Annotated in this window: 25 protein-coding genes; 24 read left to right on the plus strand and 1 reads right to left on the minus strand. The window is 41.2% G+C overall.

Features of this window, described 5'->3' with window-relative positions:
* Positions 1-189 precede the first annotated feature (189 nt).
* From mutS to KFE17_02890, 17 genes are all read left to right on the plus strand, one after another.
* On the plus strand, positions 190-2,823 hold the full coding sequence (gene mutS / locus KFE17_02810; protein QUO33598.1) for a DNA mismatch repair protein MutS: 2,634 nt from the start codon (positions 190-192) through the stop codon (positions 2,821-2,823).
* Positions 2,824-2,829: 6 nt separating this feature from the next.
* Entirely contained in the window at positions 2,830-4,854 is a 2,025-nt protein-coding gene (gene mutL, locus KFE17_02815) for a DNA mismatch repair endonuclease MutL (GenBank protein QUO32702.1), read from the plus strand.
* Between the two features lies 1 nt (position 4,855).
* The gene (gene miaA / locus KFE17_02820) at positions 4,856-5,818 is read left to right on the plus strand and encodes a tRNA (adenosine(37)-N6)-dimethylallyltransferase MiaA (GenBank protein QUO32703.1); all 963 of its coding nucleotides are present in this window, start codon (positions 4,856-4,858) and stop codon (positions 5,816-5,818) included.
* Between the two features lie 33 nt (positions 5,819-5,851).
* Entirely contained in the window at positions 5,852-7,135 is a 1,284-nt protein-coding gene (locus tag KFE17_02825; protein QUO32704.1) for a methionine gamma-lyase family protein, read from the plus strand.
* A 10-nt stretch (positions 7,136-7,145) separates the two neighbouring features.
* The gene (locus KFE17_02830) at positions 7,146-8,387 is read left to right on the plus strand and encodes an NAD(P)/FAD-dependent oxidoreductase (GenBank protein QUO32705.1); all 1,242 of its coding nucleotides are present in this window, start codon (positions 7,146-7,148) and stop codon (positions 8,385-8,387) included.
* Positions 8,384-10,009: an FAD-dependent oxidoreductase gene (locus tag KFE17_02835; protein ID QUO32706.1), complete on the plus strand. Its 1,626-nt coding sequence runs from the start codon at positions 8,384-8,386 to the stop codon at positions 10,007-10,009. The genes KFE17_02830 and KFE17_02835 overlap by 4 nt, the downstream gene beginning before the upstream one ends.
* Positions 10,010-10,143: 134 nt before the next feature.
* Entirely contained in the window at positions 10,144-10,404 is a 261-nt protein-coding gene (locus tag KFE17_02840) for a DUF4321 domain-containing protein (protein QUO32707.1), read from the plus strand.
* Between the two features lie 36 nt (positions 10,405-10,440).
* Positions 10,441-11,136: a DNA repair protein RadC gene (gene radC, locus KFE17_02845; GenBank protein QUO32708.1), complete on the plus strand. Its 696-nt coding sequence runs from the start codon at positions 10,441-10,443 to the stop codon at positions 11,134-11,136.
* Between the two features lie 61 nt (positions 11,137-11,197).
* Positions 11,198-12,061, plus strand: a complete 864-nt coding sequence (gene mreC, locus KFE17_02850; GenBank protein QUO32709.1) for a rod shape-determining protein MreC — start codon at positions 11,198-11,200, stop codon at positions 12,059-12,061.
* 33 nt (positions 12,062-12,094) lie between these two features.
* A complete protein-coding gene (gene mreD, locus KFE17_02855; GenBank protein QUO32710.1) occupies positions 12,095-12,619 on the plus strand; it encodes a rod shape-determining protein MreD in 525 nt (174 codons plus the stop codon).
* Positions 12,612-15,521, plus strand: coding sequence for a penicillin-binding protein (locus KFE17_02860; protein ID QUO32711.1), 2,910 nt, complete (start codon positions 12,612-12,614; stop codon positions 15,519-15,521). Before mreD ends, KFE17_02860 begins: the two co-directional genes overlap by 8 nt.
* A gap of 22 nt (positions 15,522-15,543) precedes the next feature.
* Positions 15,544-16,197, plus strand: coding sequence for a septum formation inhibitor (locus KFE17_02865; GenBank protein QUO32712.1), 654 nt, complete (start codon positions 15,544-15,546; stop codon positions 16,195-16,197).
* 17 nt (positions 16,198-16,214) lie between these two features.
* Positions 16,215-17,006: a septum site-determining protein MinD gene (gene minD / locus KFE17_02870; GenBank protein QUO32713.1), complete on the plus strand. Its 792-nt coding sequence runs from the start codon at positions 16,215-16,217 to the stop codon at positions 17,004-17,006.
* Between the two features lie 13 nt (positions 17,007-17,019).
* Positions 17,020-17,232 (plus strand): cell division topological specificity factor MinE, encoded by a 213-nt coding sequence (locus KFE17_02875; GenBank protein QUO32714.1) that lies wholly within the window; start codon positions 17,020-17,022, stop codon positions 17,230-17,232.
* Complete coding sequence (locus KFE17_02880) at positions 17,229-18,359, plus strand: rod shape-determining protein RodA (protein QUO32715.1); 1,131 nt, start codon at positions 17,229-17,231, stop codon at positions 18,357-18,359. The genes KFE17_02875 and KFE17_02880 overlap by 4 nt, the downstream gene beginning before the upstream one ends.
* A gap of 12 nt (positions 18,360-18,371) precedes the next feature.
* Positions 18,372-18,767 (plus strand): methylglyoxal synthase, encoded by a 396-nt coding sequence (locus KFE17_02885; GenBank protein ID QUO32716.1) that lies wholly within the window; start codon positions 18,372-18,374, stop codon positions 18,765-18,767.
* The gene (locus KFE17_02890; protein ID QUO32717.1) at positions 18,751-19,722 is read left to right on the plus strand and encodes a D-alanyl-D-alanine carboxypeptidase; all 972 of its coding nucleotides are present in this window, start codon (positions 18,751-18,753) and stop codon (positions 19,720-19,722) included. Before KFE17_02885 ends, KFE17_02890 begins: the two co-directional genes overlap by 17 nt.
* 84 nt (positions 19,723-19,806) lie before the next feature.
* On the opposite strand, the gene KFE17_02895 is transcribed toward KFE17_02890, so the two are convergent.
* Complete coding sequence (locus KFE17_02895; protein ID QUO32718.1) at positions 19,807-20,004, minus strand: DUF378 domain-containing protein; 198 nt, start codon at positions 20,002-20,004, stop codon at positions 19,807-19,809.
* Between the two features lie 81 nt (positions 20,005-20,085).
* Between KFE17_02895 and KFE17_02900 the strand changes: the two genes are divergently transcribed.
* Genes KFE17_02900 through KFE17_02930 form a run of 7 tightly spaced genes read left to right on the plus strand, consistent with a single transcriptional unit; the run spans position 20,086 to position 25,983 of the window.
* A complete protein-coding gene (locus KFE17_02900) occupies positions 20,086-21,033 on the plus strand; it encodes a TIGR01212 family radical SAM protein (protein ID QUO32719.1) in 948 nt (315 codons plus the stop codon).
* Between the two features lie 18 nt (positions 21,034-21,051).
* A complete protein-coding gene (locus KFE17_02905; protein QUO32720.1) occupies positions 21,052-22,452 on the plus strand; it encodes a hypothetical protein in 1,401 nt (466 codons plus the stop codon).
* A gap of 14 nt (positions 22,453-22,466) precedes the next feature.
* Positions 22,467-23,162 (plus strand): YggS family pyridoxal phosphate-dependent enzyme, encoded by a 696-nt coding sequence (locus KFE17_02910; protein ID QUO32721.1) that lies wholly within the window; start codon positions 22,467-22,469, stop codon positions 23,160-23,162.
* A gap of 21 nt (positions 23,163-23,183) precedes the next feature.
* Positions 23,184-23,717: a cell division protein SepF gene (locus tag KFE17_02915; GenBank protein ID QUO32722.1), complete on the plus strand. Its 534-nt coding sequence runs from the start codon at positions 23,184-23,186 to the stop codon at positions 23,715-23,717.
* Between the two features lie 10 nt (positions 23,718-23,727).
* A complete protein-coding gene (locus KFE17_02920) occupies positions 23,728-24,495 on the plus strand; it encodes an RNA-binding protein (protein ID QUO32723.1) in 768 nt (255 codons plus the stop codon).
* A 47-nt stretch (positions 24,496-24,542) separates the two neighbouring features.
* On the plus strand, positions 24,543-25,082 hold the full coding sequence (lspA, locus tag KFE17_02925; protein ID QUO32724.1) for a signal peptidase II: 540 nt from the start codon (positions 24,543-24,545) through the stop codon (positions 25,080-25,082).
* Complete coding sequence (locus KFE17_02930) at positions 25,075-25,983, plus strand: RluA family pseudouridine synthase (GenBank protein QUO32725.1); 909 nt, start codon at positions 25,075-25,077, stop codon at positions 25,981-25,983. The genes lspA and KFE17_02930 overlap by 8 nt, the downstream gene beginning before the upstream one ends.
* Positions 25,984-26,008: the final 25 nt, after the last annotated feature.

Here is a 26,008-nt window from a genome sequence, read left to right on the forward strand (position 1 = left end):
TAAAATAAGTCTGCTAAAATGAAAACCGAAATATAACCTGTATCCTTATTTCTGAAAAATAAGAGATGGGTAGGATTCATATAGAAAAACTAAAAAGGGAAAAAGTATTAGGACGTTGCAGACTGATGACAACGTCCTAAAATACTGATAAACAAAGGGAACATGAAAGATAGTAATACATTAACACCAATGATGCAGCAATACATGGAAACAAAGAAAGAATATAAAGATTGTATTCTTTTTTATCGTCTTGGTGATTTTTATGAAATGTTCTTTGATGATGCATTGACGGCATCAAGAGAACTTGAAATTACGTTAACAGGAAAAAACTGTGGATTGGAAGAACGCGCGCCGATGTGCGGAATTCCATATCATGCAGTAGATGGATATTTGAATAAATTAGTATCAAAGGGCTATAAAGTTGCAATTTGTGAACAGGTAGAGGATCCGAAACAGGCAAAAGGCATTGTGAAACGAGAAGTTGTTCGTATTGTGACGCCGGGAACGAATTTGAATACGCAGGCGCTTGATGAGACAAAGAACAATTATATCATGTGTATTGTCTATATTGCTGACCGGTACGGCTTGTCTGTTGCAGATGTTACAACTGGAGACTATCTTGTAACAGAGATTGACAGCAGTACGAAGCTCAGAGATGAAATTTACAAATTTATGCCTTCGGAGATTATTTGCAACGAAGCATTTTATATGAGCGGCATGGATTTGGACGATATGAAAAATCGCCTCGGCATTACGATTTATTCACTGGATGCATGGTATTTTGATGATGCAATCTGTGAGCGAACGCTGAAGGAACATTTTCATGTGTCTTCATTAGAGGGGCTTGGTCTGAAGGATTATGACTGTGGTGTGATCGCATCGGGAGCATTGCTGCAGTATCTTCTGGAAACACAGAAAAATGACCTGACGCACTTGAGCCGTCTGACGGGATATGTTACTGGAAAATATATGTTGCTTGACAGTTCTACGAGACGGAATCTGGAACTATGTGAGACGCTTCGTGAAAAACAAAAGAGAGGTTCGCTGCTCTGGGTTCTTGATAAAACACGCACAGCAATGGGCGGGCGTACGCTCCGAAAATATGTGGAGCAGCCTTTGATCGATGCAGAGAGTATTGAGGAACGTTTAAATTCCGTTGAAGAATTAAAAAATAACGCCATTTGCCGGGAAGAAATCCGGGAATATCTGGGAGCAATTTATGACCTGGAACGATTAATGAGCCGTGTGACATATCAGTCGGCAAATCCGAGAGATTTAATCGCGCTGAAGAGTTCACTTGCGATGCTGCCGCCAATTCATTGTATTTTAGCGGATATGAGTACAAAAGGGTTGTGTGATATCCGTGAGCAGATGGATACACTGGAAGATCTTTGCAGCCTGATTACAGAGGCAATCCAGGAGGAACCGCCGTTGGCGATGAAAGAAGGCGGAATTATCCGGGAAGGATATTCTGAAGAAGTAGACCGGTTGCGAAATGCCAAATCAGACGGAAAGACGTGGCTTGCAGAGCTGGAAGCAAAGGAGCGGGAGAAAACAGGTATTCGCACACTGAAGGTAAAATTCAATAAAGTATTCGGTTATTATCTGGAAGTGACGAATTCATTTAAAGATCAGGTGCCGGAATACTATACACGCAGGCAGACATTAGCCAATGCAGAGCGCTATACGATTCCGGAGTTAAAAGAACTGGAAGATACGATTCTTGGTGCAGAAGACAAACTGTATGCATTGGAATACCAACTCTATTGTGAAGTGCGTGATAAGATTGCGGCAGAAGTTGTGCGGATTCAGAAGACGGCGAAAGCGGTGGCAAAACTGGATGTATTTGCATCTTTAGCAGTTGTGGCGGAGCGCAATAATTATGTGCGTCCGAAGATCAATGAAAAAGGTGTGATTGATATAAAAAATGGACGTCATCCGGTTGTAGAGAAAATGATTCCAAACGATATGTTTATTGCAAATGATACTTATCTGGATGATAAAAAGAACCGGATTGCAATTATTACCGGTCCGAATATGGCTGGAAAATCTACCTATATGCGCCAAAGCGCGTTAATTGTATTGATGGCACAGATTGGTTCCTTTGTTCCGGCGAAAAGTGCAAATATTGGACTTGTGGACAGAATTTTTACCCGTGTCGGAGCGTCTGATGATCTGGCATCCGGACAGAGTACTTTTATGGTGGAGATGACAGAGGTTGCCAATATTCTTCGCAATGCAACGAGTAAGAGCCTGCTGATATTGGATGAGATCGGCCGCGGAACAAGTACATTTGACGGACTTTCTATTGCCTGGGCGGTGGTAGAGCATATCAGCAACGGCAAATTGCTTGGAGCAAAGACATTGTTTGCCACACATTACCATGAATTGACTGAGTTGGAAGGAAAGATTAGTAATGTCAATAACTACTGTATTGCAGTAAAAGAAAATGGAGATGATATTGTTTTCCTTCGCAAAATCGTAAAAGGTGGCGCTGATAAGAGTTATGGAATACAGGTAGCAAAGCTTGCAGGAGTGCCGGACAGTGTTATTGCCAGAGCGAAAGAAATTGCAGAGGAACTAAGTGATTCGGATATTGCGCTTCGGATCAATGAGGCTGCGTCAGCGGAAACAGAACCGAAGCCAAAGGCAAAAGCGCCGCGCTATGATGAGGTGGATCTTGCGCAGTTTTCACTTTTTGATACAGTAAAAGATGATGATGTGTTGGAAGAATTGAAAGAAATGGATGTTGCGCATATGACGCCGATGGATGCGCTGAATGCCATTTATCGTCTGCAGAATAAACTGAAGAATCGGTGGTAGGATATTATGGGACAGATACAAGTACTGGATAAAATTACAATTGATAAGATCGCAGCCGGTGAAGTAATCGAACGCCCGGCTTCTGTTGTGAAAGAACTTGTAGAGAACGCGATTGATGCCGGAGCAACTGCCGTTGTGGCAGAAATCCAGGAAGGCGGGATCTCTTTCATCCGTATTACAGATAATGGATGCGGAATTGCAAAGGAAGATATTCCCAATGCATTTTTGCGCCATTCAACAAGTAAGATCCGTCAGGTGGAAGACCTTCTTCATATTCATTCCCTCGGATTCCGGGGCGAGGCGCTTTCAAGTATTTCAGCTGTTTCGCAAGTGGAATTAAATACAAAGCGACAGGAAGATGACTATGGAAACTGCTATCGCATTGAAGGGGGAGAAGAAGTTTCTTTTGAAACGGCAGGAGTTCCGGACGGAACAACCTTTCTTGTACGTCAGTTGTTCTATAATACTCCGGCAAGACGAAAGTTTTTGAAGACGCCAATGACGGAGGCAAGCCATGTCAGTGAGCTGCTGACAAGACTGGCATTGTCACATCCGGAAGTATCTTTTCAATTTATAAATAATGGTCAGACGAAAATACATACATCCGGAAACGGAAATCTCAAGGATGTTATTTATCATATCTATGGGCGGGAAATCGCAATGAATCTGATTGAGATTTCAGCAGAACAACATGGAATGAAAATTTCCGGATTTCTCGGGAAACCGATTATTACCAGGGGAAACCGAAATTATGAAAATTATTTTATTAATGGAAGATACATTAAAAATCAAATAGTAGCGAAAGCGATTGAAGATGCGTACAAAGATTTTTCGATGCAGCATAAATATCCGTTTACTGTTCTTCATCTGGAGATGCCGGGAGAAAACATTGATGTGAATGTACATCCAACAAAGATGGAGCTTCGTTTTAGTAATCAACAGGAAGTATACCGATTTCTTTATGAGACTGTAAATGCACATTTGCATGGAAAAGAGCTGATTCCGGAGGCTGAACTTCCGGAGCCAAAACTTCCGAAATCGAATGTTCCGGAAGTGAATGATACGAATTCAAAGGCTCCAAAATCAGGTCTTCCGAAAAGAGATTTCACGAAATCAGACAGAATAACAGAAGAGCCTTTGTCAAAAGAGGCATCAGACGGAACAAAACTGGATTATTTTATGCAGAAGATGCGGGATCGGGTATTGTCGTATCACAACCAGAATTCTCAGGCAGAGGTGGCAGGAAAGAGCGCCTTTGCAAAACCACAATTTCAGGCAGACCGGATTCGCGAGGCTGTGAATTATCGAAAGCAGACGGAACAACTATCTGCGGAACCAAAGCTGGTACCAAAAGCGGAATCAAAGCAAGCTCCGGAAGGAAGGAAAGCGGAAGATAGTTCTGTGCAGCAGTTGGATCTTTTTTCGGAAAATCTTCTGAAACGGGAAACACTTGCACAGTATGAAATCGTCGGTCAGGTATTTGACACTTATTGGATCGTGCAGCTGCAAGATAAAATGTATATCATCGATCAGCATGCAGCCCATGAAAGAGTATTGTATGAAAGAACGCTTCGGGGAATGCGTACAAGAGAGTATACCTCTCAGTACATTAGTCCGCCGATTATTTTGAATCTGACAATGCAGGAATCAGAATTGTTTTGTCGATATCTGGATCAATTCACGAGAATCGGATTTGAAATTGAACCATTTGGCGGTGATTCCTTTGCAGTGAGAGCTGTTCCGGATAACCTTTTTGGCATTGCTAAGAAAGAACTTCTGATGGAAATGATTGATTCTCTTTCGGATGAAGTGGGACCAAATCTCACCCCGGAGCTTATTGATGAGAAAATTGCCTCCATGTCATGTAAGGCCGCAGTAAAAGGAAACTCCAAATTATCATCGGCCGAAGTACATGCATTGATTGGAGAACTTTTGAAATTGGAGAATCCATATCACTGCCCGCACGGGCGTCCGACGATTATTGAGATGAGCCGTCGGGAACTGGAGAAGAAATTTAAGAGGATTGTATAAGATGAAGAAGCCGTTAATTATTTTAACAGGACCGACTGCGGTCGGAAAAACAAAAGCATCTATCGGACTTGCAAAAAAAATCGGCGGAGAAATTATCTCCGCTGATTCTATGCAAGTTTATAAATATATGGATATCGGATCTGCTAAGATCCGGCAGGAGGAGATGGACGGAGTTACACATCATTTGATCGATGTTCTTATGCCGGAAGAAGAATTTAATGTCGTGCGTTTCCAGAGCCTGGCAAAAAAGGCAATGGAAGAAATTTATGCAAAAGGACATATTCCAATTGTTGTGGGGGGAACTGGATTTTATATTCAGGCGCTTCTGTATGATATTGATTTTACAGCAAATGAAGAAGAAACATCGTATCGAAATGAGTTGGAAACATACGCAAAGTTGAACGGCGCTGAGGCGCTGCATGAGAAATTAAAGGAAGTAGATCCGATCTCTGCCCAGACAATTCACGCAAACAACATCAAACGAGTAATCCGTGCACTGGAATTTTACCATCAGACCGGACAGAAAATCTCGGAGCACAATGCACAGGAACGTCAAAAGGAATCGCCGTATGCATTTGCATATTTTGTGTTGAACGATGATCGTAAGGTTCTTTACAACAGGATTGAAAAACGGATTGACCAGATGTTAGAAGAAGGACTTGTAGAAGAAGTCAGAGCGCTGAAAGAGCGTGGATGTACGAGAGAGCTTGTTTCGATGCAGGGGCTGGGATACAAGGAAATTCTGGCTTATCTGGAAGGTGAGATCACATTGTCTGAAGCAGTGTATCTCCTGAAAAGAGATACGAGACATTTTGCTAAACGCCAGCTGACATGGTTTCGGAGGGAACGGGATGTTATCTGGATTGAGAAGCAGGAGTTTCATAATGATGAGACTTTGATTTTAAATGAGATACTTCGGATTTTGAAGGAAAAGAAAATTACTGCAGCTGCAGATGGAATATAAGATAGCATTACAAAGAGAAATGAGGAAAAGAATATGACAGAAATAACAACTATGTATCAGGCGCTTGGAATTTCTGAACCGGTTCTGAGATTTGGGCGCGAGGTAGAGGCAAAATTAAAGGAACGGTTCGAGGAAATTGACCGGATTACAGAATATAATCAATTGAAAGTAATTAAGGGAATGCAGGACTGTATGGTCAGCGCAGAGTGTTTTAATTATGTGAGTGGTTATGGCTATAATGATTTTGGACGTGATAAACTGGAAGAAGTTTATGCGAAAGTATTTCACACAGAGGACGCCCTTGTCAGACCGCAGATTACATGCGGTACACATGCGCTTGCGCTTGCACTCAGTGCAAATCTCCGGCCGGGCGATGAAATGCTTTCTATCTCCGGAAAACCATACGATACGCTGGAAGAAGTGATTGGAATTCGGCCGTCTCGCGGATCGCTTGCAGAATATGGCGTAACATATCAGCAAGTAGATCTGTTAGAAAATGGCGATTTTGATTTTGAAGGCATTCGTTCGGCTATCAATGAGCGGACAAAATTAATCGAAATTCAGAGATCAAAAGGTTATCAGACACGTCCGACACTTTCGGTTGCAAAGATAGGAGAGGCGATCTCCTTTGTAAAATCAATCAATCCACACATCATCTGTATGGTAGATAATTGTTATGGAGAATTTGTAGAAATGCAGGAGCCTAGTGATGTGGGGGCAGATATGATTGTAGGTTCTCTGATTAAAAATCCGGGAGGCGGACTTGCACCGATCGGAGGTTATATTGCAGGCACTCATGAATGTATTGAAAATTGTGCAGTTCGTTTGACATCCCCTGGACTTGGAAAAGAGGTTGGAGCTACACTTGGCGTTATGAAAGATTTTTACCAGGGATTTTTCTTAGCACCGACAGTTGTAAATGGCGCTTTGAAGGGGGCTGTGTTTGCTGCAAATATTTACGAACAGTTAGGCTTTGCTGTTGTGCCAAATGGAAGTGAAAGCCGTCATGATATCATTCAGGCAGTTACATTTGGGACACCGGAAGGTGTCATTGCGTTTTGTCAGGGAATTCAGGCAGCAGCGCCGGTGGACAGCTATGTCACACCGGAACCGTGGGCAATGCCTGGCTATGACAGCGATGTCATTATGGCAGCGGGCGCATTTGTACAGGGCTCTTCTATTGAGTTGAGTGCAGATGGTCCGATCAAACCTCCGTATGCAGTGTATTTCCAGGGAGGATTGACATGGGAACATGCAAAATTTGGTATTTTAATGTCATTGCAGAAACTTGTTGATGCCGGTATGGTTACATTGTAAAAGGAGTTTTATGAGACAGATAGTAATTGTCGGTGCAGGGGCGGCCGGTATGATGGCTGCCATTGCTGCGTCAAAGGCTGGCGCCCGAGTACTTTTGTTAGAGCAAAAAGACCGGATAGGAAAGAAAATTTTATCTACCGGAAATGGAAGATGTAATTTTACAAATACATATCAGACGCCGGAATGTTACCGCAGTCAGAATCCGGAATTTCCATGGAAAGTGATTCAGACATTTCCGGTGGAGCAGACGATTTCTTTTTTTGATCGTCTTGGTGTTTATGCCAAAGACAGAAATGGATATCTCTATCCAAACTCAGATCAGGCATCAGCGGTACTGGACGTGCTTCGAATGGAGCTGACGCGGCTAAAAGTGGATATCCATACCGAAGAGAAGGTATTAGAGATTAAGCCTTCCGGAAAGGGAGCTTCAAGAAGATTCCGGATTCGAACAGGGCAAAGATGTTATGAAGCAGATGCGGTTATCCTGACGGCCGGTTCTAAAGCTGCACCAAATACAGGTTCTGACGGAAGCGGCTATCCGTTAGCTCAGAAACTCGGTCATCGGATTGTTCCTGTAGTACCGGCGCTTGTACAACTTTGCTGTAAAGAATCTTTCTATAAAATCATATCAGGTGTGCGGGTGCAGGGGCGTGTTTCCATATGGTCCGGCGGGAAGATGCTTGCAGAAGACAGCGGAGAACTGCAATTGACCAATTATGGAATATCAGGCATTCCGGTATTTCAGGTAAGCAGATATGCTGCTTATGCGCTTTTAGATAAAAAACAGGTATGGGCAGAGCTTGATTTTCTTCCGGGACTTACAGATCAGGAAGTTATGCGGCTTTTAAAAAGGCGGATTCATAATCATCCGGAACAGACGGTAGAAGAGCTGTTCATTGGCTTGTTTCACAAAAAACTGGCACAGGTACTTGTACAGGAAAGCCGGATTTCAAGAAAAACATTGGGAAAAGAACTAACAGAAAAACAAATTTTGATGCTTATAGAGAAAATAAAGCATTTTAAGACAGAAGTAATAAAAACAAACCCATTTGAACAGGCTCAAATCTGTGCAGGCGGCGTAGATACAAGAGAGATCCATTCTGCAACAATGGAATCCAAACGTATCTCCGGATTGTATTTTGCCGGGGAGATTGTGGATGTAGACGGTATTTGCGGCGGATATAATCTCCAATGGGCGTGGTCAAGCGGTTATCTGGCAGGACAGAGCGCGGCAGAAAGGAAAAATATATGATTCGAGTTCATCAAGTAAAACTTCCCATTCCTCACAGTGAGGAACAATTCCGAAAAAAACTGGCGCAGACGCTTCGGGTTCCGGAAGGACAGATTCAGAAGTATGAGATCCGTAAGCAGTCGCTTGATGCGCGCAAAAAACCGCAGCTTTTTTACAGTTATACTGTAGATGTATCGGTTCCGAAAGAAGCGCAGGTATTAAAACGGCTGAAAGAATCTGTAGCTGGGAAGGCTCCGGAGAAGAGATATCAGTTTCCGGAAAGCGGTACAGAAATGCTGCGCCATCGTCCGGTTATTGTTGGATGCGGGCCGGCAGGTTTGTTTTGCGGGTATATGCTTGCGCTTCATGGATATCGACCGATTTTAATCGAGAGAGGGGCGCCGGTAGAGGAACGGATGAAAGACGTGGAAATGTTTTGGCAGACAGGATATTTAGATCCAGATTCTAATGTACAGTTTGGAGAAGGCGGAGCAGGAACATTTTCTGATGGAAAACTCAATACACTTGTGAAAGATCCGGATGGAAGAGGAGCTGAAGTATTGAGGGTTTTTGCCGAACACGGTGCGCCGGAAGATATTTGTTATGTAAATAAACCGCATATCGGAACTGATATTTTGACGAAGGTAGTCAGAAATATGAGGGAATTTATTCTTAAACATGGCGGAGATGTATTTTTTCATACACAGATGACAGATATTGACATAAATCGAGGTCAGGTGTGTGGTATAATGGTGAAACATCTTCCAGAGGGAAAAGATTCCTACATAGAAACAGAAGTATTGATCCTTGCTCCGGGACACAGTGCAAGAGATACTTTCTTTCGTCTTTATGAAAGAGGGGTGGCAATGGAACCGAAGTCTTTCGCGGTAGGAGTGCGTGCAGAGCATCCACAGAAGATGATTAATATGGCTCAGTATGGAGATCAGCCGGAAGAAATACAGCAATATCTTGGAGCGGCTGCTTATAAAGTGACAGCAAATCTGGAGAATGGAAGAGGTGTTTATTCCTTTTGTATGTGTCCGGGCGGTTATGTTGTGAATGCTTCTTCGGAAGAAGGAATGCTTGCTGTGAACGGTATGAGTTACCGAGACCGGGCAGGAGAGAATGCCAACAGCGCTATTGTAGTGACGGTATCTCCGGAAGATTACGGTGCAGAAGATGCATTGGCTGGAATTCGTTTTCAAAGAGAACTGGAGCGGCGGGCATATGAAGCGGGCAAAGGAAAGATTCCGGTGGAGCGTTTGGAAGATTTTCTTTCAAAAACAAAAACGCCGCAGGAAGTGGCGGAGAACCTTGTCCATCCACAGATGAAAGGCGAATACTGTGTTGCAGATGTACGAGGAATTTTACCGGAGTTTATCGGAGATGCGATTGCCGAGGGGATGAACACATTTGGACAAAAGATTCGTGGCTTTGATCATCCGGATACATTGCTTTCCGGTGTAGAAAGCAGAACATCATCACCGGTGCGGATTCCGCGAGATGCTGATATGCAGCATCAGATAAGAGGGTTGTTTCCTTGTGGAGAGGGCGCCGGATATGCCGGAGGAATCACTTCAGCAGCAATAGACGGCTTAAAAATTGCGGAAATGATTGCAGCACGTTTTCAAAAATGGATGTAGTTTTTACAGCAAAAAGTGACTTTGGAGTTAAGAAAAATTTAATGATAAAGTTTTTGCAAAGTATATACACTATTTTTTAAATATGCTAAAATGAACTAAGTTTGTGAAAGAAATGGATTAGAGGAGGAGTATCAATGAGAGGTTCAGGAAGCAAAAATTCATGGGCTTTATTTTTGTTGATATTGACAGGAATTGTGCTTGGGGGCTTTATCGGAATGCTTGCGGATGGTGTGTCATTCTTGAGCTGGCTGTCATATGGACAGGCATTTGGACTTCAGAATCCCGTTGTACTGAATCTTGGGGTAATGTCAATTACATTTGGACTCAGCATCGAGATTAACATTGCCAGCATTCTGGGCATGATTTTGTCTATTATTATATATCGCTTCTTATAATATCTGCTGTCTCATGGCGGCGTCTGCAAAAGAATTATGAATCAGACTTGTACAATGAAAGAAATGTTAAAAGAAGATCGGCCATATGAAAAATGTGAGCAGAACGGAGCAAAGTTTCTTACAGACAGTGAACTGCTCTCTGTTTTACTGAGGACAGGAACAAAGGGAATCACTTCTCTTGAACTGGCAAGAATGCTCCTGCATCCGGGAGGACCAAAGGAAGGACTGCTGGCTGTTCATACATGGTCTTATGAAGCGCTTCTTAAAATCCCCGGAATCGGAAGAGTAAAAGCGCTTCAGATCCTCTGTCTCTCAGAACTGGCAAAACGACTGGCAAAAGCAGAGGCGGAGGAATCTCTTTGTTTTGACAATCCGTCTTCCATTGCGGCTTACTATATGGAAGAATTTCGACATCAGGAACAGGAACTTTTGATGCTGCTGCTTCTAAATACAAAATCTAAGCTGATCGGAGAACGGATTATTTCTAAAGGGACGGTAAATTCTGCGATTATTTCTCCGCGGGAACTGATGATTGAAGCATTGAGGTATCAGGCTGTTTCTATGATTCTGGTTCACAATCATCCGAGCGGAGACGCATCGCCCAGTCATGCAGATATTATGGTAACACAGCAGATTGCAAAAGCGGGTGCGCTGATCGGCATTGAGCTTTTGGATCACATCATTTTGGGTGATCGCTGTTATGTCAGTATGGCAGAACAGAAGCTGCTGTAGCAAAAATATTATGAATGCAACTAGATTTTTAATCAGATTATTATGGTAGGTGGATGATAGCATGAAAAAGCGAAATAAATCGTCATTGTCAAATAAATACTGGGTACTGATCCTGTGCCTGATCTGTATTTTAATGATGGGGCTGTCCCTGTTATCCAGCAAGGCAAGCGGACCGCTCCGTTTTATTGCCGGATATACAGTTGTGCCGATGCAGAAAGGGATTAATACGATAGGAGTATGGCTCAGCGATCTGACGGATAATTTCGAGACGCTTCAGGAATTAAAAGCAGAAAATGAGACGTTAAAAGAGCAGATAGATGCATTAACTCTGGAACGCAATAGTCTGCAGCAGCAGCAATCGGAGTTGGAACGTCTTCAGGCTCTGTATAAATTGGATCAGAACTATTCAGATTATGAGAAGATAGGCGCCCGGGTTATCGCTAATAACGGGAGCAACTGGTTTAATTCTTTTACGATCGATAAAGGCTCCAATGATGGAATCAAAACAGATATGAATGTGATTGCAGGAAGCGGACTTGTAGGAATCGTTACCGAGGTTGGGCCTAATTGGGCGGAAGTGCGTTCAATTATTGATGATGAAAGTAAAGTCAGCGCCATGATGCTCTCTACCTCCGATAATTGTATTGTGAATGGCGATCTAAAATTAATGAATGACGGACGAATTCGCTTTGAACGTTTGCCGAATACAGGCAAAGAAATTGCAGCCGGAGAATATGTAGTAACATCTGCTATCAGCAGTCGATATGTCCAGGGAATTCTCGTTGGCTATGTAGATTCTATCGAAGAAGATTCGAATAATCTTACTTGTTCAGGATATCTGACTCCGGCAGTGGATTTCCAGCATTTGCAGGAAGTACTTGTTATTTTAACAACGAAACAGGAATTAACCGGAAAAGAAGAATAACGGCGGGGTTATCAGAAAGGAGCGCGTATCAACGTGAAAAGAAAAATTGTAACAGCAGTTTTTATCGTAGTATTTTTCCTGCTGCAGACAACCGTATTTCAGCATTTGGCTTTTGCTTCCATTTCTCCGAATTTTATGATTATTCTGGCATCTTCTTATGGGTTCATGCGTGGTAAAAAAGAAGGAATGATTGTTGGATTTGTTTCCGGTCTTTTCATGGATGTATTTTATGGAGTTGGTTCCATGATCGGCGCTTACGCATTGATTTATCTGTTGATCGGATACTGTAATGGCTTTTTTAACAGAATGTTTTTTGAAGATGATATCAAACTTCCGATTCTGTTGATTTCTGCAAGTGAGTTTGTATTCGGACTTTGTAATTATATTTTCCTTTACATGATGCGGAGTAAATTTGATTTTTGGTATTATTTCTGGAATATTATCGTGCCGGAACTTGTATATACGATCATTATTACATTGTTTTTATATCCATTGATTTTATATGTAAATCAACGCTTGGACGATGACGAAAAAAGGGGTGCTGGTAAGCTTGTTTAACCGGATCAAAATTACATTTAAAAATGTTATAAAATCCAGAGGTTTTGTTTTGATTATTGCATTCTGCATATTATTTTCCACACTGATTTACCGTGTGTTTGACTTGCAGATTGTAAATGGGCAGAACTATTTGGAAGATTATAAATTATTAATACAGAAGAAAAAAGAACTCAAGGGAACAAGGGGACGGATCTATGACCGTAATGGTAATGTACTTGCGGATAATAAGCTTGCCTATGCAGTTACCATTGAAGATGACGGATCATTTGATGCAGAAACACGGGCAGAAAAAAATGATGTGATCAATGAGACGATTTTGAATGTCATTGATATTGTAGAATCCAATGGAGACAGTATTGTGAATGACTTCAATATCCTTGTAAACAGCAATGGAGAATATGAATTTGCCATGAGCGAGGGAACGCGGAGACAGCGTTTCATTGCCGATGTGTACGGGAAGCGGACCATTGATGAACTGAGTACGAAACAAAAGAATGCTACTGCACAGGATATTATGGATTTTCTCTGTGAAGACGAAAAAAGCGGTTACAATATTGATCAGAAAAAATATGACAAGGCAACGGTAGTAAAGCTGACAACGATTCGTTATGCTATGCATTTGAACAGTTACCAGAAATACATTCCGGTAACGATTGCCACAGATATTAAAGATGTGACAGTAGCTGCGATTGAGGAGCATCTCGATACGCTTTATGGCATTGATATTGCAGAAGATTCTGTCCGTACCTATCCGGATGGAATGTATTTTGCACCGCTGCTTGGCTATACGGGCAAAATCTCCCAGTCAGAATATGAAACACTGTCAGAAGAGAAGGATAGTAATTACTCTCTGACAGATATTGTTGGAAAAGCCGGGATTGAGCAGTCTATGGATCAATATCTGCAAGGTACAAAAGGAGAAGAAACTGTCTATGTAGATAATGTGGGAAAAGTTGTAGAGTCTCAGAAAGTGTCTGCAGCGAAAGCAGGAAATGATCTCTATCTTTCCATTGATAAGAATCTTCAGATCGCAGCATATCGCGTGATCGAAGAAAAGTTAGCGGGTATTTTACTGAGTAAGATCCAAAATATTATGAACTATACGCCGGATCCGGAAAGTGATTCAAAAAATGTTATTATTCCAATTGATGATGTGTATTTTGCGCTGATCAACAACAGTATCCTTGATATGGATCATATTGCGCTTGCAGAAGCCGGGGCAAATGAACAGGCGATTTACGGTGCTTTCCAGGTACGGCTGGAGCAGTCTCTTGCAGAACTGTCTGCACAGCTTTCCAACCCGCAGGCGCCTGCATATAGTGAACTTTCAAAAGAAATGCAGGCGTATATGAATTATATTGCAACCACATTGCTGACGACGAATATCGGAATTATACAGAAAGACAAAATTGATACAAATGATGAAATGTACAAAGCATGGATGGAAGACGAATCCATCAACCTTTATACGTATTTGAATCATGCAATTTCGAAAAACTGGATTGATACATCTGTGTTACAAAATTATATGTCTGCAGATGCGAAATATTCCGATGCCTCTGAGATTTATCAGGCAATCCTGACATTTACACTGGACCACTTAAAAACAGATGATGCTTTTGCAAAACTGGTATATCGCTATATGATTAAAGACGGTACAATCAGCGGAACCGAACTTTGCCTTGCTTTGTTTGAACAAAACGTTCTGGCGAGAGATGAGGCTTCGATAAATGGACTGTTAGATGGATCGCTGTCATCCTACGACTTCATTCGCGCAAAGATTCAGTCGCTCGAGCTGACGCCGGGAGCGCTGGGACTTGAGCCGTGTACCGGTTCTATTGTTATGACAGACGTAAATACCGGAAGTACAATTGCCTGTGTCTCTTACCCTGGGTATGATAATAACCGTCTGGCAAATACAATGGATACTGCTTATTATTATGAGCTTCAGACAAGTTCTTCAAGACCGTTTTATAATAAGGCGACACAAGAGCGAACTGCTCCCGGATCTACGTTCAAAATGGTTTCTTCTGCAGCAGGTCTGACAGAAGGCGTTATTGACGGAGGTACAAAAATTAATTGTTCCGGTGTGTATACAAAGGTAACACCGAGTCCGAAATGTTGGATATACAGTGGGGCACACGGCAGTATCGGAGTAGAGCGGGCAATTGATGTATCATGTAACTGCTATTTTTATGAAGTCGGTCATTTACTGGGAGAAACGGTTTCTTATAACACAGAAACAAAAGAAAATGAAACTTCCTACTCAGACAGTCTTGGAGTTAATAAACTGGCGTCTTACGCGGCAGAATTTGGTTTAGACAAGAAGAGCGGACTTGAGATTCCTGAATCAGAGCCGAACATTTCTGATACGGATGCCGTTCGTTCTGCTATTGGTCAGGGTACTAATATTTATACGGTAAGTCAGCTGGCTCGTTATGTGACTGCAGTTGCCAGCCGGGGCAATGTGTATTCGCTGTCACTTTTGGATCATACGCAGGATCTGGACGGCAATGTCATTGAAACATTTACACCAGAACTCCTGACAAAAATGGAGAATATTTCCTCCTCCAGCTGGAATCTGATCCAGGATGGTATGGCGGATATGGTTAAAAATTCGTCTACTTTTTCTGATATGAGATCTTTGGATTTTGAAATGTCCGGCAAGACCGGAACCGCACAGCAGAGTACGACTCACGCGGATCATGCACTTTTTGTAGGATATGCACCAAGTGTGAATCCGGAGATTGCACTTGCCGTTCGAATTGCAAATGGATACAGCTCTTCTTATGCTGCAGAGATTGGAAGAGATGTTGTCAAATACTATTATCATCTTGTTGATGAATCGTCATTGATCCATAACCAGGCTGCCGAGCTTGGAGCTGCCATTGCAGGAGATTAATGCGAAAGAAGGTATAAGTATAATGAAACCCTCCGTAATCATCAAAAGCAGCAGATATGGCATTCTTGTACACCTGGATCGGGAAATTCCTTTCCCGGAGCTTCTTGACCGGGTGGAAGAGAAATTTGCATCTTCTGCGAAATTTTTCAAAGAGGCAAAAATGGCGGTCTCATTTGAAGGCCGTCCTTTGAGTCAGGCACAGGAAGAAGCATTGATCAGCCGAATTTCTGAAGCAGGTAAAGTAAATATTATCTGCATCGTTGATCAGTCGGAACATACAGAGCTTGCATACCGCAATGTGATTAATAACTGCATTGCTGATTTTGCAAGACAGGATGGACAGTTTTACAAAGGAACACTGAAAAGACATCAGATATTGGAGTCCGAGACGAGTATTGTCATTCTCGGAAATGTGGAGGAAGGCGCCCGTGTCGCTGCAAAAGGGAATGTGATCATACTCGGAACAGCTTCCGGGCATATTCATGCCGGAATTGCGGGAGATCAAGAGGCTTTTATTGCGGCTCTTGCATTTTGTCCGGGACGCCTGAAAATTGCCGGGCGTGGGATTAGATATTCCCGCTGCTCTGAAAAAGAAGAAATTACATTCTGTCCGCAAATTGCAGTTCTTCAGAATGCAAAAATTAAAATGTTCCCGCTTGCGGGAATGGGACAGTAAGATCAGGAGGAATCGAAATGGGTGAAATTATTGTTGTAACATCAGGAAAAGGCGGTGTCGGAAAGACAACAACTACCGCAAATATCGGTGTCGGTCTGGCACAAAGTGGAAAAAAAGTTATTGTAATCGATACTGATCTTGGGCTTCGCAATCTGGATGTAGTAATGGGGCTTGAGAATCGGATTGTTTATAATCTTGTCGATGTGATTGAAGGAAAATGTCGGTTAAAGCAGGCATTGATTCATGATAAACGCTATGAAAATCTGTATCTGCTGCCATCTGCACAGACGAAAGACAAATCTGCGGTTTCTCCGGAACAAATGAAAAAGCTGACGGGAGAGTTAAAAGAAGAATATGATTATGTGCTTTTGGACTGTCCTGCCGGAATCGAGCAGGGATTTCAAAATGCGATCGCAGGTGCAGACAGAGCGCTTGTCGTAACAACGCCGGAAGTTTCGGCGATTCGAGATGCAGATCGGATCATCGGTCTTTTAGAAACAAATCAGATCCGTAAGATTGATCTGATTATCAATCGAATTCGCATTGATATGGTAAAGAGAGGGGATATGATGTCTGTCGATGATGTGAATGAGATTCTGTCTGTTCATCTGATCGGAGCGATTCCGGATGATGAGCAGGTAGTAATTGCGACAAATCAGGGAGAGTCTGTCATCGATCAGGATTCTCTGGCAGGACAGGCTTACCGGAATATCTGTAAACGAATTGGCGGAGAAGAAGTTCCGTTTTTAGATCTGGAACAAGGCGGCGGGATTTTCCAGAAACTAATGCATGCATTAAAAAAGCATTAGGGAGGAAAGAAATATGAAAAAAAGAGCTTCAGTTCCAATCGCAAAAGAACGCTTGAGATCACTGCTGATTTCAGACCGGATCTGCTGTACAGAGACTGCAATGGAGCAGCTGGAAAAAGAGTTATATCTGATTCTTTCCAGATATATAGAAATTACAAAAGAGGAATTTGAAGTTCAGGTAACACATACACACATACATATCAAACTTACAGGAGAAGAAATTTGAAATTAACAAAACCGTATCATTTGAAAGATTACAAATTTAATCTGGTAGTGCTTGTCATTGCAATTTCTATTATAGGAGTTCTTGCAGTTGGCAGTGCACAGAAATCTTCACAGCCAAAACAGATTTTCGGAGTGATTCTGGGTATCGTTGTTATGGTAATTGTGTCATTGATTGATTATAACTGGGTGCTGAAATTCTATTGGGTCATGTATGTCGTGAATCTGCTTCTGCTTGTTGCGGTAAGATTTTTCGGAGTTTCCGTGAACGGCGCAAAGCGTTGGCTGGATCTGGGCTTTACAAGAATTCAGCCTTCTGACTTAACAAAACTTCTTATGATTTTGTTTTTTGCTCAATTTTTGATGAAGCGTGAAGAAGTATTTAAGAATTGTAAAGGGCTTTTAAATAAGACACTCTGGGAAGGCGTTGCATTGATTCTGCCGTCTCTGGTTCTGATTTATCTGCAGCCGAATCTTTCTAATACCATCTGTCTTGCAGCATTATTTTGTGCTCTTTTATATCTTGGGGGGCTGCATTATCGTTTCATCGGAACAGTACTGGTCATTGTGATTCCTATTTCAGTGATTTTTTTAAGCATTGTTGTGCAGCCGGACCAGAAACTGATTAAACCATATCAGCAGAAACGTATTCTTGCATGGCTGCATCCGGATGAATATAGAGATGGAACGGGATATCAGCAGAGCAACTCTATTATGGCGATTGGTTCCGGACAGCTGACAGGAAAGGGACTTGATAATAATACAACTACTTCTGTAAAAAATGGTAACTTTATTTCAGAGCCTCAGACGGATTTTATTTTTGCAATTATTGGAGAAGAATTAGGTTTTGTGGGTTGTTGTATCGTAATAATTTTGTTATTATTAATAGTAGTGGAATGTATTTTAATCGGACTACGGGCGCAAAATCTGGCAGGTATGATTATCTGCGGCGGCGTCGCCTCACTGATTGGGATTCAGACATTTATTAATATTAGTGTGGCAACGGGAATTTTCCCGAATACAGGTTTGTCATTACCGTTCATAAGTTACGGTCTGTCCTCTCTTATTTGTTTATATATGGGAATCGGATTTGTGCTTAATGTAGGATTGCAGCCGAAAAAATATCAATAAGGAGAGACAGAGATGAATATCGGATTAATTGCACATGATGCAAAGAAAACACTTATGCAGAATTTCTGTATCGCGTATAGGGGAATCCTAAGCAAGCACTCTCTATATGCAACCGGAACAACCGGAAGACTGATCGAGGAAGTTACGAACCTTTCTATCCATAAATATCTCGCCGGACCGCTGGGGGGAATGCAGCAGCTCGGTGCACAGATTGAGCAGAATGGAATCGATGCGCTTATATTTTTCAGGGATCCGCTGACTCCAAAGTCAAACGAACCAAATGTAAATGATGTTGTCAGATTATGTGATACTTACAATATTCCAATGGCAACCAATATTGCAACAGCGGAACTAATCATTCATGCACTTGACAGGGGAGACTTAGATTGGCGTGAAATGTATAAATAATAAAATTATCAAAATGAGTTGTATCCTTCTTTGCTGTATTACCTGTTCAGGATGTGCTAAGCCGGAACCATCCGAAGCAATTACGGAATATGAGCTTGACACATACCGCAAAGACTTATATCGCGGATCATTATTTGCAGATGAGCTTTGTGTGACAGCTGAGAATATTGGAAATCCGTCTGTTTCAGAAGATACAATGTTACATGGAGCAGGTCTTTTCGGAGTAAATGAACAAAAGGTATTATATTCTTATCGAATTCATGACCGACTTTTTCCGGCAAGCACAACAAAGATACTGACTGCATTGTTGGCACTGGAATCCGGACGCCTGGATGAGGTTGTAACGGTCAGTCAGACTGCGGTAAATGTGCCGTCAGATTCTTCAAAAGCATTTTTGCAGACAGGAGATCAATTAACGCTTCGTGATCTTTTGTATGGATTAATGCTTCCATCCGGAAATGATGCAGCTGTTGCAATCGCAGAGTTTCTTAGTGGAAGTGAAGAGGCTTTTGCCCAGATGATGAATGAAAAAGCTCAATCTCTTGGAGCTACAAACTCGCACTTCGTGAATTCAAACGGATATCAGCATGAAGAACACTACACTACGGCATATGATCTGTATTTGATTTTTAATGAATGTATTAAGAATCCTGTGTTTCAGGAGATCGTTTCTACCAGTGAATATACGGCATCGATTACTATGGCGGATGGAACGATTCGAAGTCAGATATGGAAACAGAGCAATCAATTTGTAAATGGAATGTATCCCGTGCCGGCGAATGTTTCTGTTGTTGGAGGTAAGACCGGAACAACGAATGAAGCAGGTGCATGCCTGATTTTGTACAGTCAAAATGCTTCTGGCAGCCCATACATTTCTATTGTTATGGGAGCTGATACGCGGCCGGTACTGTATGCAGATATGACCTCACTGTTAGAAGCAGTACCTGCACTTTAATGACTGCATTACAAAAGAAGAGGGGAAATTCCCTCTTCTTTCTTTTATGTGTGGCGTTTATGTGTTTGACTTTTGGGAAATAGCTTACATTTCCTGAATTCGTCCAAAAAGACTAATCAGATACAGCCCGCATAATCCGACAATAGTATAGATGATTCTGGAAAGTACAGACATGTTTCCAAATAGAAAAGCCACAAGATCCAGATGAAATATACCAATTAAGAGCCAATTCACTGCACCGATAATAACAATCGTTAATGCTGTGTTATCGAACCATTTCATATGATATCCTCCTTTACTCGATAGTTATAGTATATCCCGGATGCAGTTGGTTATTCACATATAAAGGAAGTTTTTTACAATATGAATGAAAATAAATATTATCGTGTGTATTCTGAATATTTAAAAAAAATTTATCATCAGAAAGTCTATAAGCTTCCGGTAAATCTTCCAATTACCTGCCCAAATCGTCTGGGTGGACGTAAGGGGTGTGCCTTTTGCGCAGAAGTCGGAACCGGATTTGAAGCAATGAATTCCAGCATCAGTGTCAGAGAACAGCTTGAAACTACGAAAGAGAAGATTCAACGCAAATATAAAGCGGAAAAATTCATTGCTTATTTTCAAAATTATACAAATACATTTATGCCGTTGGACCAATTCGAAACATATATGCGGGAAGCCGCATCCTTTCCGGATATTGTGGAACTTTCCATTTCTACCAGACCGGATTGTATTCGTGATGACTATCTTGAGCTGCTGCATAAAATTCAATTGGAATACGATGTAAGAATTACGATTGAACTTGGGCTTCAGACGGCAAATTATCATACGCTGGCTCAAATTCAAAGAGGACATGGACTGGCAGAATATATTGACAGTGTACTAAGGATTCACCGCTATCCTTTTGAAGTATGTACCCATCTTATTTTAAATCTTCCGGGAGATACGATGCAGGATGTCATTGAAACAGCTAAGATTGTTTCTGTTCTTGGATCAGAGATAGTAAAACTGCATTCTCTTTATATTGCTCGGAACACTGTATTGTCCAAAGCATATGAAAATGGTACAATACAAATATGTTCAAAAGAAGAATATCTTGAACGATTACTTACATTTATTGCATATTTAGATCCAACGATTGTTGTGGAGAGGCTTTTTAGCCGGGTTCCGGAGGAAGAAGCCATTTTTTCGAATTGGAATACAAGTTGGTGGAAGCTAAAAGACGAGGCGCTTACACGGATGGAAGAACGGGGAATTTATCAGGGAAAAGAATTCCATTACCGTAATGGTCCGGCACTTTCTAAGATTTAATACAGGAGGCATTGCCAGGTGGCTGGAAAACTGAAAGAATATTCAAATATCAGAACATTTAAAAAGAGAAACAAGCAATTTAATATCGGACTGTTAATTTTTGGAGTGATTTTTATTTATCTAATTGTGACGGTATTTACTTATCTAACGAAGAATCATGTGATTAGATATGAAGTACGGGAAGGCTCTATTTTGAAAGATAATTCATACAGTGGTCTTGTTCTTAGAGAAGAAATCATCATTCCGGCAGCGGCGGGAGGTTATCTTAATTATTACGCAGCGGAAGGAAGTAAGGTTGCCGTCGGACAGAATATTTATACGATCTCAGAAGAAAAGATTCCTTATGATGAGAATGTTTCACAGTCAGAAGAAGCTGTTTTGGATCAGGAAGATACGGCACAGTTTCTTATGCAAACACAGAATTTTGTGGAGAGCTATGATCCAAATCGTTTTTCAGAAACATATAGTTTAAAGACAGGATTGGAAAGTATTTTGCAGAGCAATTCTTCTATCGGCAAACAGATGTATCTTGATTCCTTAATTCAGGGAGGAAGTATTGCCGGGTTGAGCCTGTTTCAGACGCCGGATGACGGTATCATACAGTTTTCACAAGATGGCTATGAAGGACTAACTGCAGAGCAGGTTACATTTGATCATCTGCAAAAGAAAGATTACAGTCGCCAGGAATTTATGAACAATCAGAAGGTACAAGCCGGGGATCCGGTCTGCCGGCTGATCACTTCCGAGTCATGGCAGATTGTGACGGTGTTGTCAGCAGATACTGCGAAAACCCTTCTGGAATCAGAAGCGAATACGGTAAAGCTTAAAATGCTGAAAGACAACGAAAATATTTGGGCCGGAATCCGGATTGAGAAGAAAGATGATGCTTATTTTGCGTATCTGACATTTGATCATTCGATGATTCGCTATGCCGGCGACAGATATCTTGATTTTGAACTCATTCTGGAAGATCAGTCAGGACTTAAGATTCCAAAATCAGCAGTTGTGGAAAAGAAGTTTTATATTGTTCCGACAGAATATATTACGGAAAGCGGAAAGACAAATGAGAGCGGCGTATTGAAAGAGAAAAAGAAAAATACAACAGAATTTGTTTCGGCGGATGTCTATTATGCAAATGAAGAAGAAGGTATTTCTTATCTGGAACAGAGCTTATTTGAAAAGGGAGATGTAATTCTCGAGCCGGAATCTCAGGATACTTATGTCATTGGCGAGACGAAGACGTTAAAGGGCGTATATAATGTCAATAAAGGCTATGCGGTTTTTAAACAAATCCATGTATTGGCAGAGAGTGAAGAATATTATGTAATTCAGTCCGGAAGTGCCTACGGGTTATCCAATTATGACCAGATTGCCTTGTACGGAGACACTGTCCGGGAAAATGAAATTGTCTTAGAATAAAGGAGCGTGAGATCATGTTAGAAGAAAACTTGAAGAAAGTAGAAGCAAATATTCAGGCTGCATGTGAACGATGCGGCCGAAAACGAGAAGAAGTAACGCTGATTGCGGTCAGCAAAACAAAACCGGTTTCTATGTTAAAGGAAGTATATGACTGTGGGATAAGAGATTTTGGTGAAAATAAAGTGCAGGAGCTGACAGACAAATATGATCAGCTTCCGTCAGATATTAAGTGGCATATGATCGGTCATCTGCAGCGCAATAAAATTAAATATATTATTGGGAAAACAGCATTGATTCATTCGGTGGATTCGCTGCGCCTTGCAGAAGCAATTGAAGCAGAATCGGCAAAAAAAGGCTGTATAACAGATGTTCTTCTTGAAGTAAATGTAGCGCAAGAAGAAAGTAAATTCGGATTTTCAGCGGAAGAATTACTGAAAGAAATTGATCATTTTGCAGATTTTTCTCATATTCGCGTAAAGGGACTTATGACCATTGCACCATATGTAGAAAATCCTGAAGAAAATCGGATATATTTTGCAAAATTAAAGCAATTATCTGTTGACATCACAGCAAAAAAAGTTAATAATGTTACTATGAGTATTTTCTCAATGGGTATGACCAACGACTATGAAGTTGCGATCGAAGAAGGTGCTACAATTGTTCGTGTAGGAACAGGCATCTTCGGTGAGAGAAATTACGACAGAACATAAGATAGGAGTGTATAAAATAACATGGGAGTATTAGATAAGTTTCTTTCCATCATGAAGTTAGATGAAGATGATTATGATGATGACGATTTCATGGATGATGACGAAGAATTTGATGATTATGATGATAAATCAAAGAAAAATGCATTTGGAAAAAAAGACAGCACAGAAGAGGAAGAAGATTACAGTGACAGTCATTCCAAATCTTCAAGAATGTCTAATAATAAAGTAACTCCGATGCGTCCAACAGCAAGAAAAAGTGCACCTAGCATGGAGGTTTGCGTGATTAAGCCGAATTCTGTAGATAATTCAAGAGATATTACAGAGACGCTGTTAGAAGGACGTACGGTCATTTTGAATCTGGAAGGACTGGATCTTGAGATTGCACAGCGGATTATTGACTTCACATCCGGAGCTGCATTTGCAATCAGTGGCAATCTTCAGAAGATTTCCAACTATATTTTCCTTGTAACACCAACGAATGTTGAAATTTCCGGGGATTTACAGGATTTACTGAACTCTTCATTTGATGTTCCTTCTATTCGTACACGTTTTTAAGGAAAGATTTATGCAAAAAGAAGAATTAATGTTACAGAAGCGCCTGATAGAGCTGTCGCGGACAGCATATCGGCGCGGTATCATTTACTATTCAGATTTTTTGAATTTGAATGAACTAAATATTTTACATACGACACCGCACAATGAATTTGACACGATGTATTGTTCCAGCGGAGGATATATGTATTCAGAGCGTCAGATGGTTGCATTTCTACCTGATGCTTTTTCTTTGTATCCGGTAGAAGAGATCGACTTTCCGTATGAAACAATAGCAATTGTACCGCTCCAAAAGAAATTCGCAGAAGAATTGTCACATCGAGATGTGCTTGGTGCAGTTTTACATTTGGGACTGGAACGGTGTAAATTGGGTGATATTCTTGTAGAACAGGATCGGGCTATTTTATTTGCACATCGTTCCATTGCACAATACATTTGTGACAATCTAACACGGATACGTCATACAACTGTTCAGGCACAGAGGATCTTAAAAGAAGAATTTCATTATGAACCGAAATTAGAGTCGATTCGCGGAACAGTTGCCTCTGTGCGCCTGGATAGTCTGCTTGCGCTGGCATTTTCAGCGTCCAGAAGTAAATTGACCGGGCAGATTGAAGGTGGAAAAGTGTTTGTGAATGGAAAGCTGATCACTTCAAATGGTTATCAAGTAAAAGAAGGGGACATTATTTCCGTTCGGGGACTTGGACGCTTTCGTTTCTGTGAGGCATCCGGCAGAACGAAAAAAGGACGGATCAGTGTATGCATCAATAAATATATTTAAGCAAATGTATTTCATTGTAAAACAATTTAAAGAAAGAAGTGTATTTCATGACAAATGTTTTAAAAAGGCGGTGCTATTCCCTCGGTATGCTTGCATTTCTGGCGGGGGTAGTAATGGATCAGGTTACCAAATATCTGGCTGTAGTAAATTTAAAAGATAAGGAACCTGTTATTTTGATTAAAAATGTATTTCAATTGCAATATCTGGAAAACAGAGGAGCTGCATTTGGCATATTTCAAAATCAAAAAGTGTTTTTTGTTCTCATTGGTGTTTTTATGCTGATGATCGGGATGTTCTTTTTCACGAAAATGCCATTTGAAAAACGCTACACTCCGCTGCGGTGGTGTCTTGTTTTCATTATGACGGGTGCAGTTGGAAATATGATTGATCGCGTCTGCCATAATTATGTAATTGATTTTTTATATCTTTCGCTGATTAACTTTCCGATTTTTAATGTTGCGGATATTTTTGTTACAGTAGCTACTTTTATACTCCTTTGTCTGATCCTGTTTTATTACAAAGAGGAAGATATGGATTTAATGACAGATTTACTTCTGCATAGAAAGAAAGGGACTACAAATGAATAATCTGGAAGTATTTGTTGTAGAAGAACAGTCCAATGATCGGATTGATAAGTTTTTAGCGCAGGAAATGGAGATGTATTCTCGTTCCTATATCCAGAAATTACTAAAAGACGGCCTTGTTTCTGTAAACGGCATGACTGTGAAAGCCAACTATAAAGTATCTCCGGATGATCGGATTGAAGTACAGATTCCAGAACTTCAAGAACCGGATATTGTCCCGGAAGATATTCCGTTGGATATTCTTTACGAAGACGATGATATTTTAATCGTAAATAAGCCAAAAGGAATGGTCGTTCATCCTGCAGCCGGACATTACAGTCACACCCTCGTCAATGCGGTTCTTTATCACTGTCAGGGGCATTTGTCCGGGATTAATGGAGTAATGCGTCCCGGAATCGTTCACCGGATTGATATGGATACAACAGGTTCCCTTATTGTCTGCAAAAATGACGCGGCGCATCAAAACCTGGCAGAGCAGCTCAAGGAGCATAGTATTCGCCGAATCTATCATGCGATTGTGCATGGCGTGATTAAAGAAGATTCCGGAACGATTGACGCTCCAATCGGCCGTCATCCTATTGATCGGAAAAAAATGGCTGTAAATTATAATCGTGGACGGGAAGCGGTAACACATTATAAAGTATTGAAACGTTTTGCGCAGTATACTTACATTCAATGCCAATTGGAAACAGGAAGAACACATCAGATCAGAGTACATATGGCATCAATCTATCACCCGCTTCTTGGAGATCAAGTGTATGGTCCGGCAAAATGTCCATATAAACTTCAGGGACAGACACTTCACGCAAAAATACTAGGAATTCATCATCCATCTACAGGAGAATATATGGAGTTTGATGCACCTTTACCAAAATATTTCGAGGATTTATTGCGTAAATTGTAAAAATAGTATATAATTGTCATATCAT

The sequence above is a fragment of the Faecalicatena sp. Marseille-Q4148 genome, from assembly GCA_018228665.1.
In the GTDB taxonomy this organism is placed as follows: Bacteria; Bacillota; Clostridia; order Lachnospirales; family Lachnospiraceae; genus UBA9414.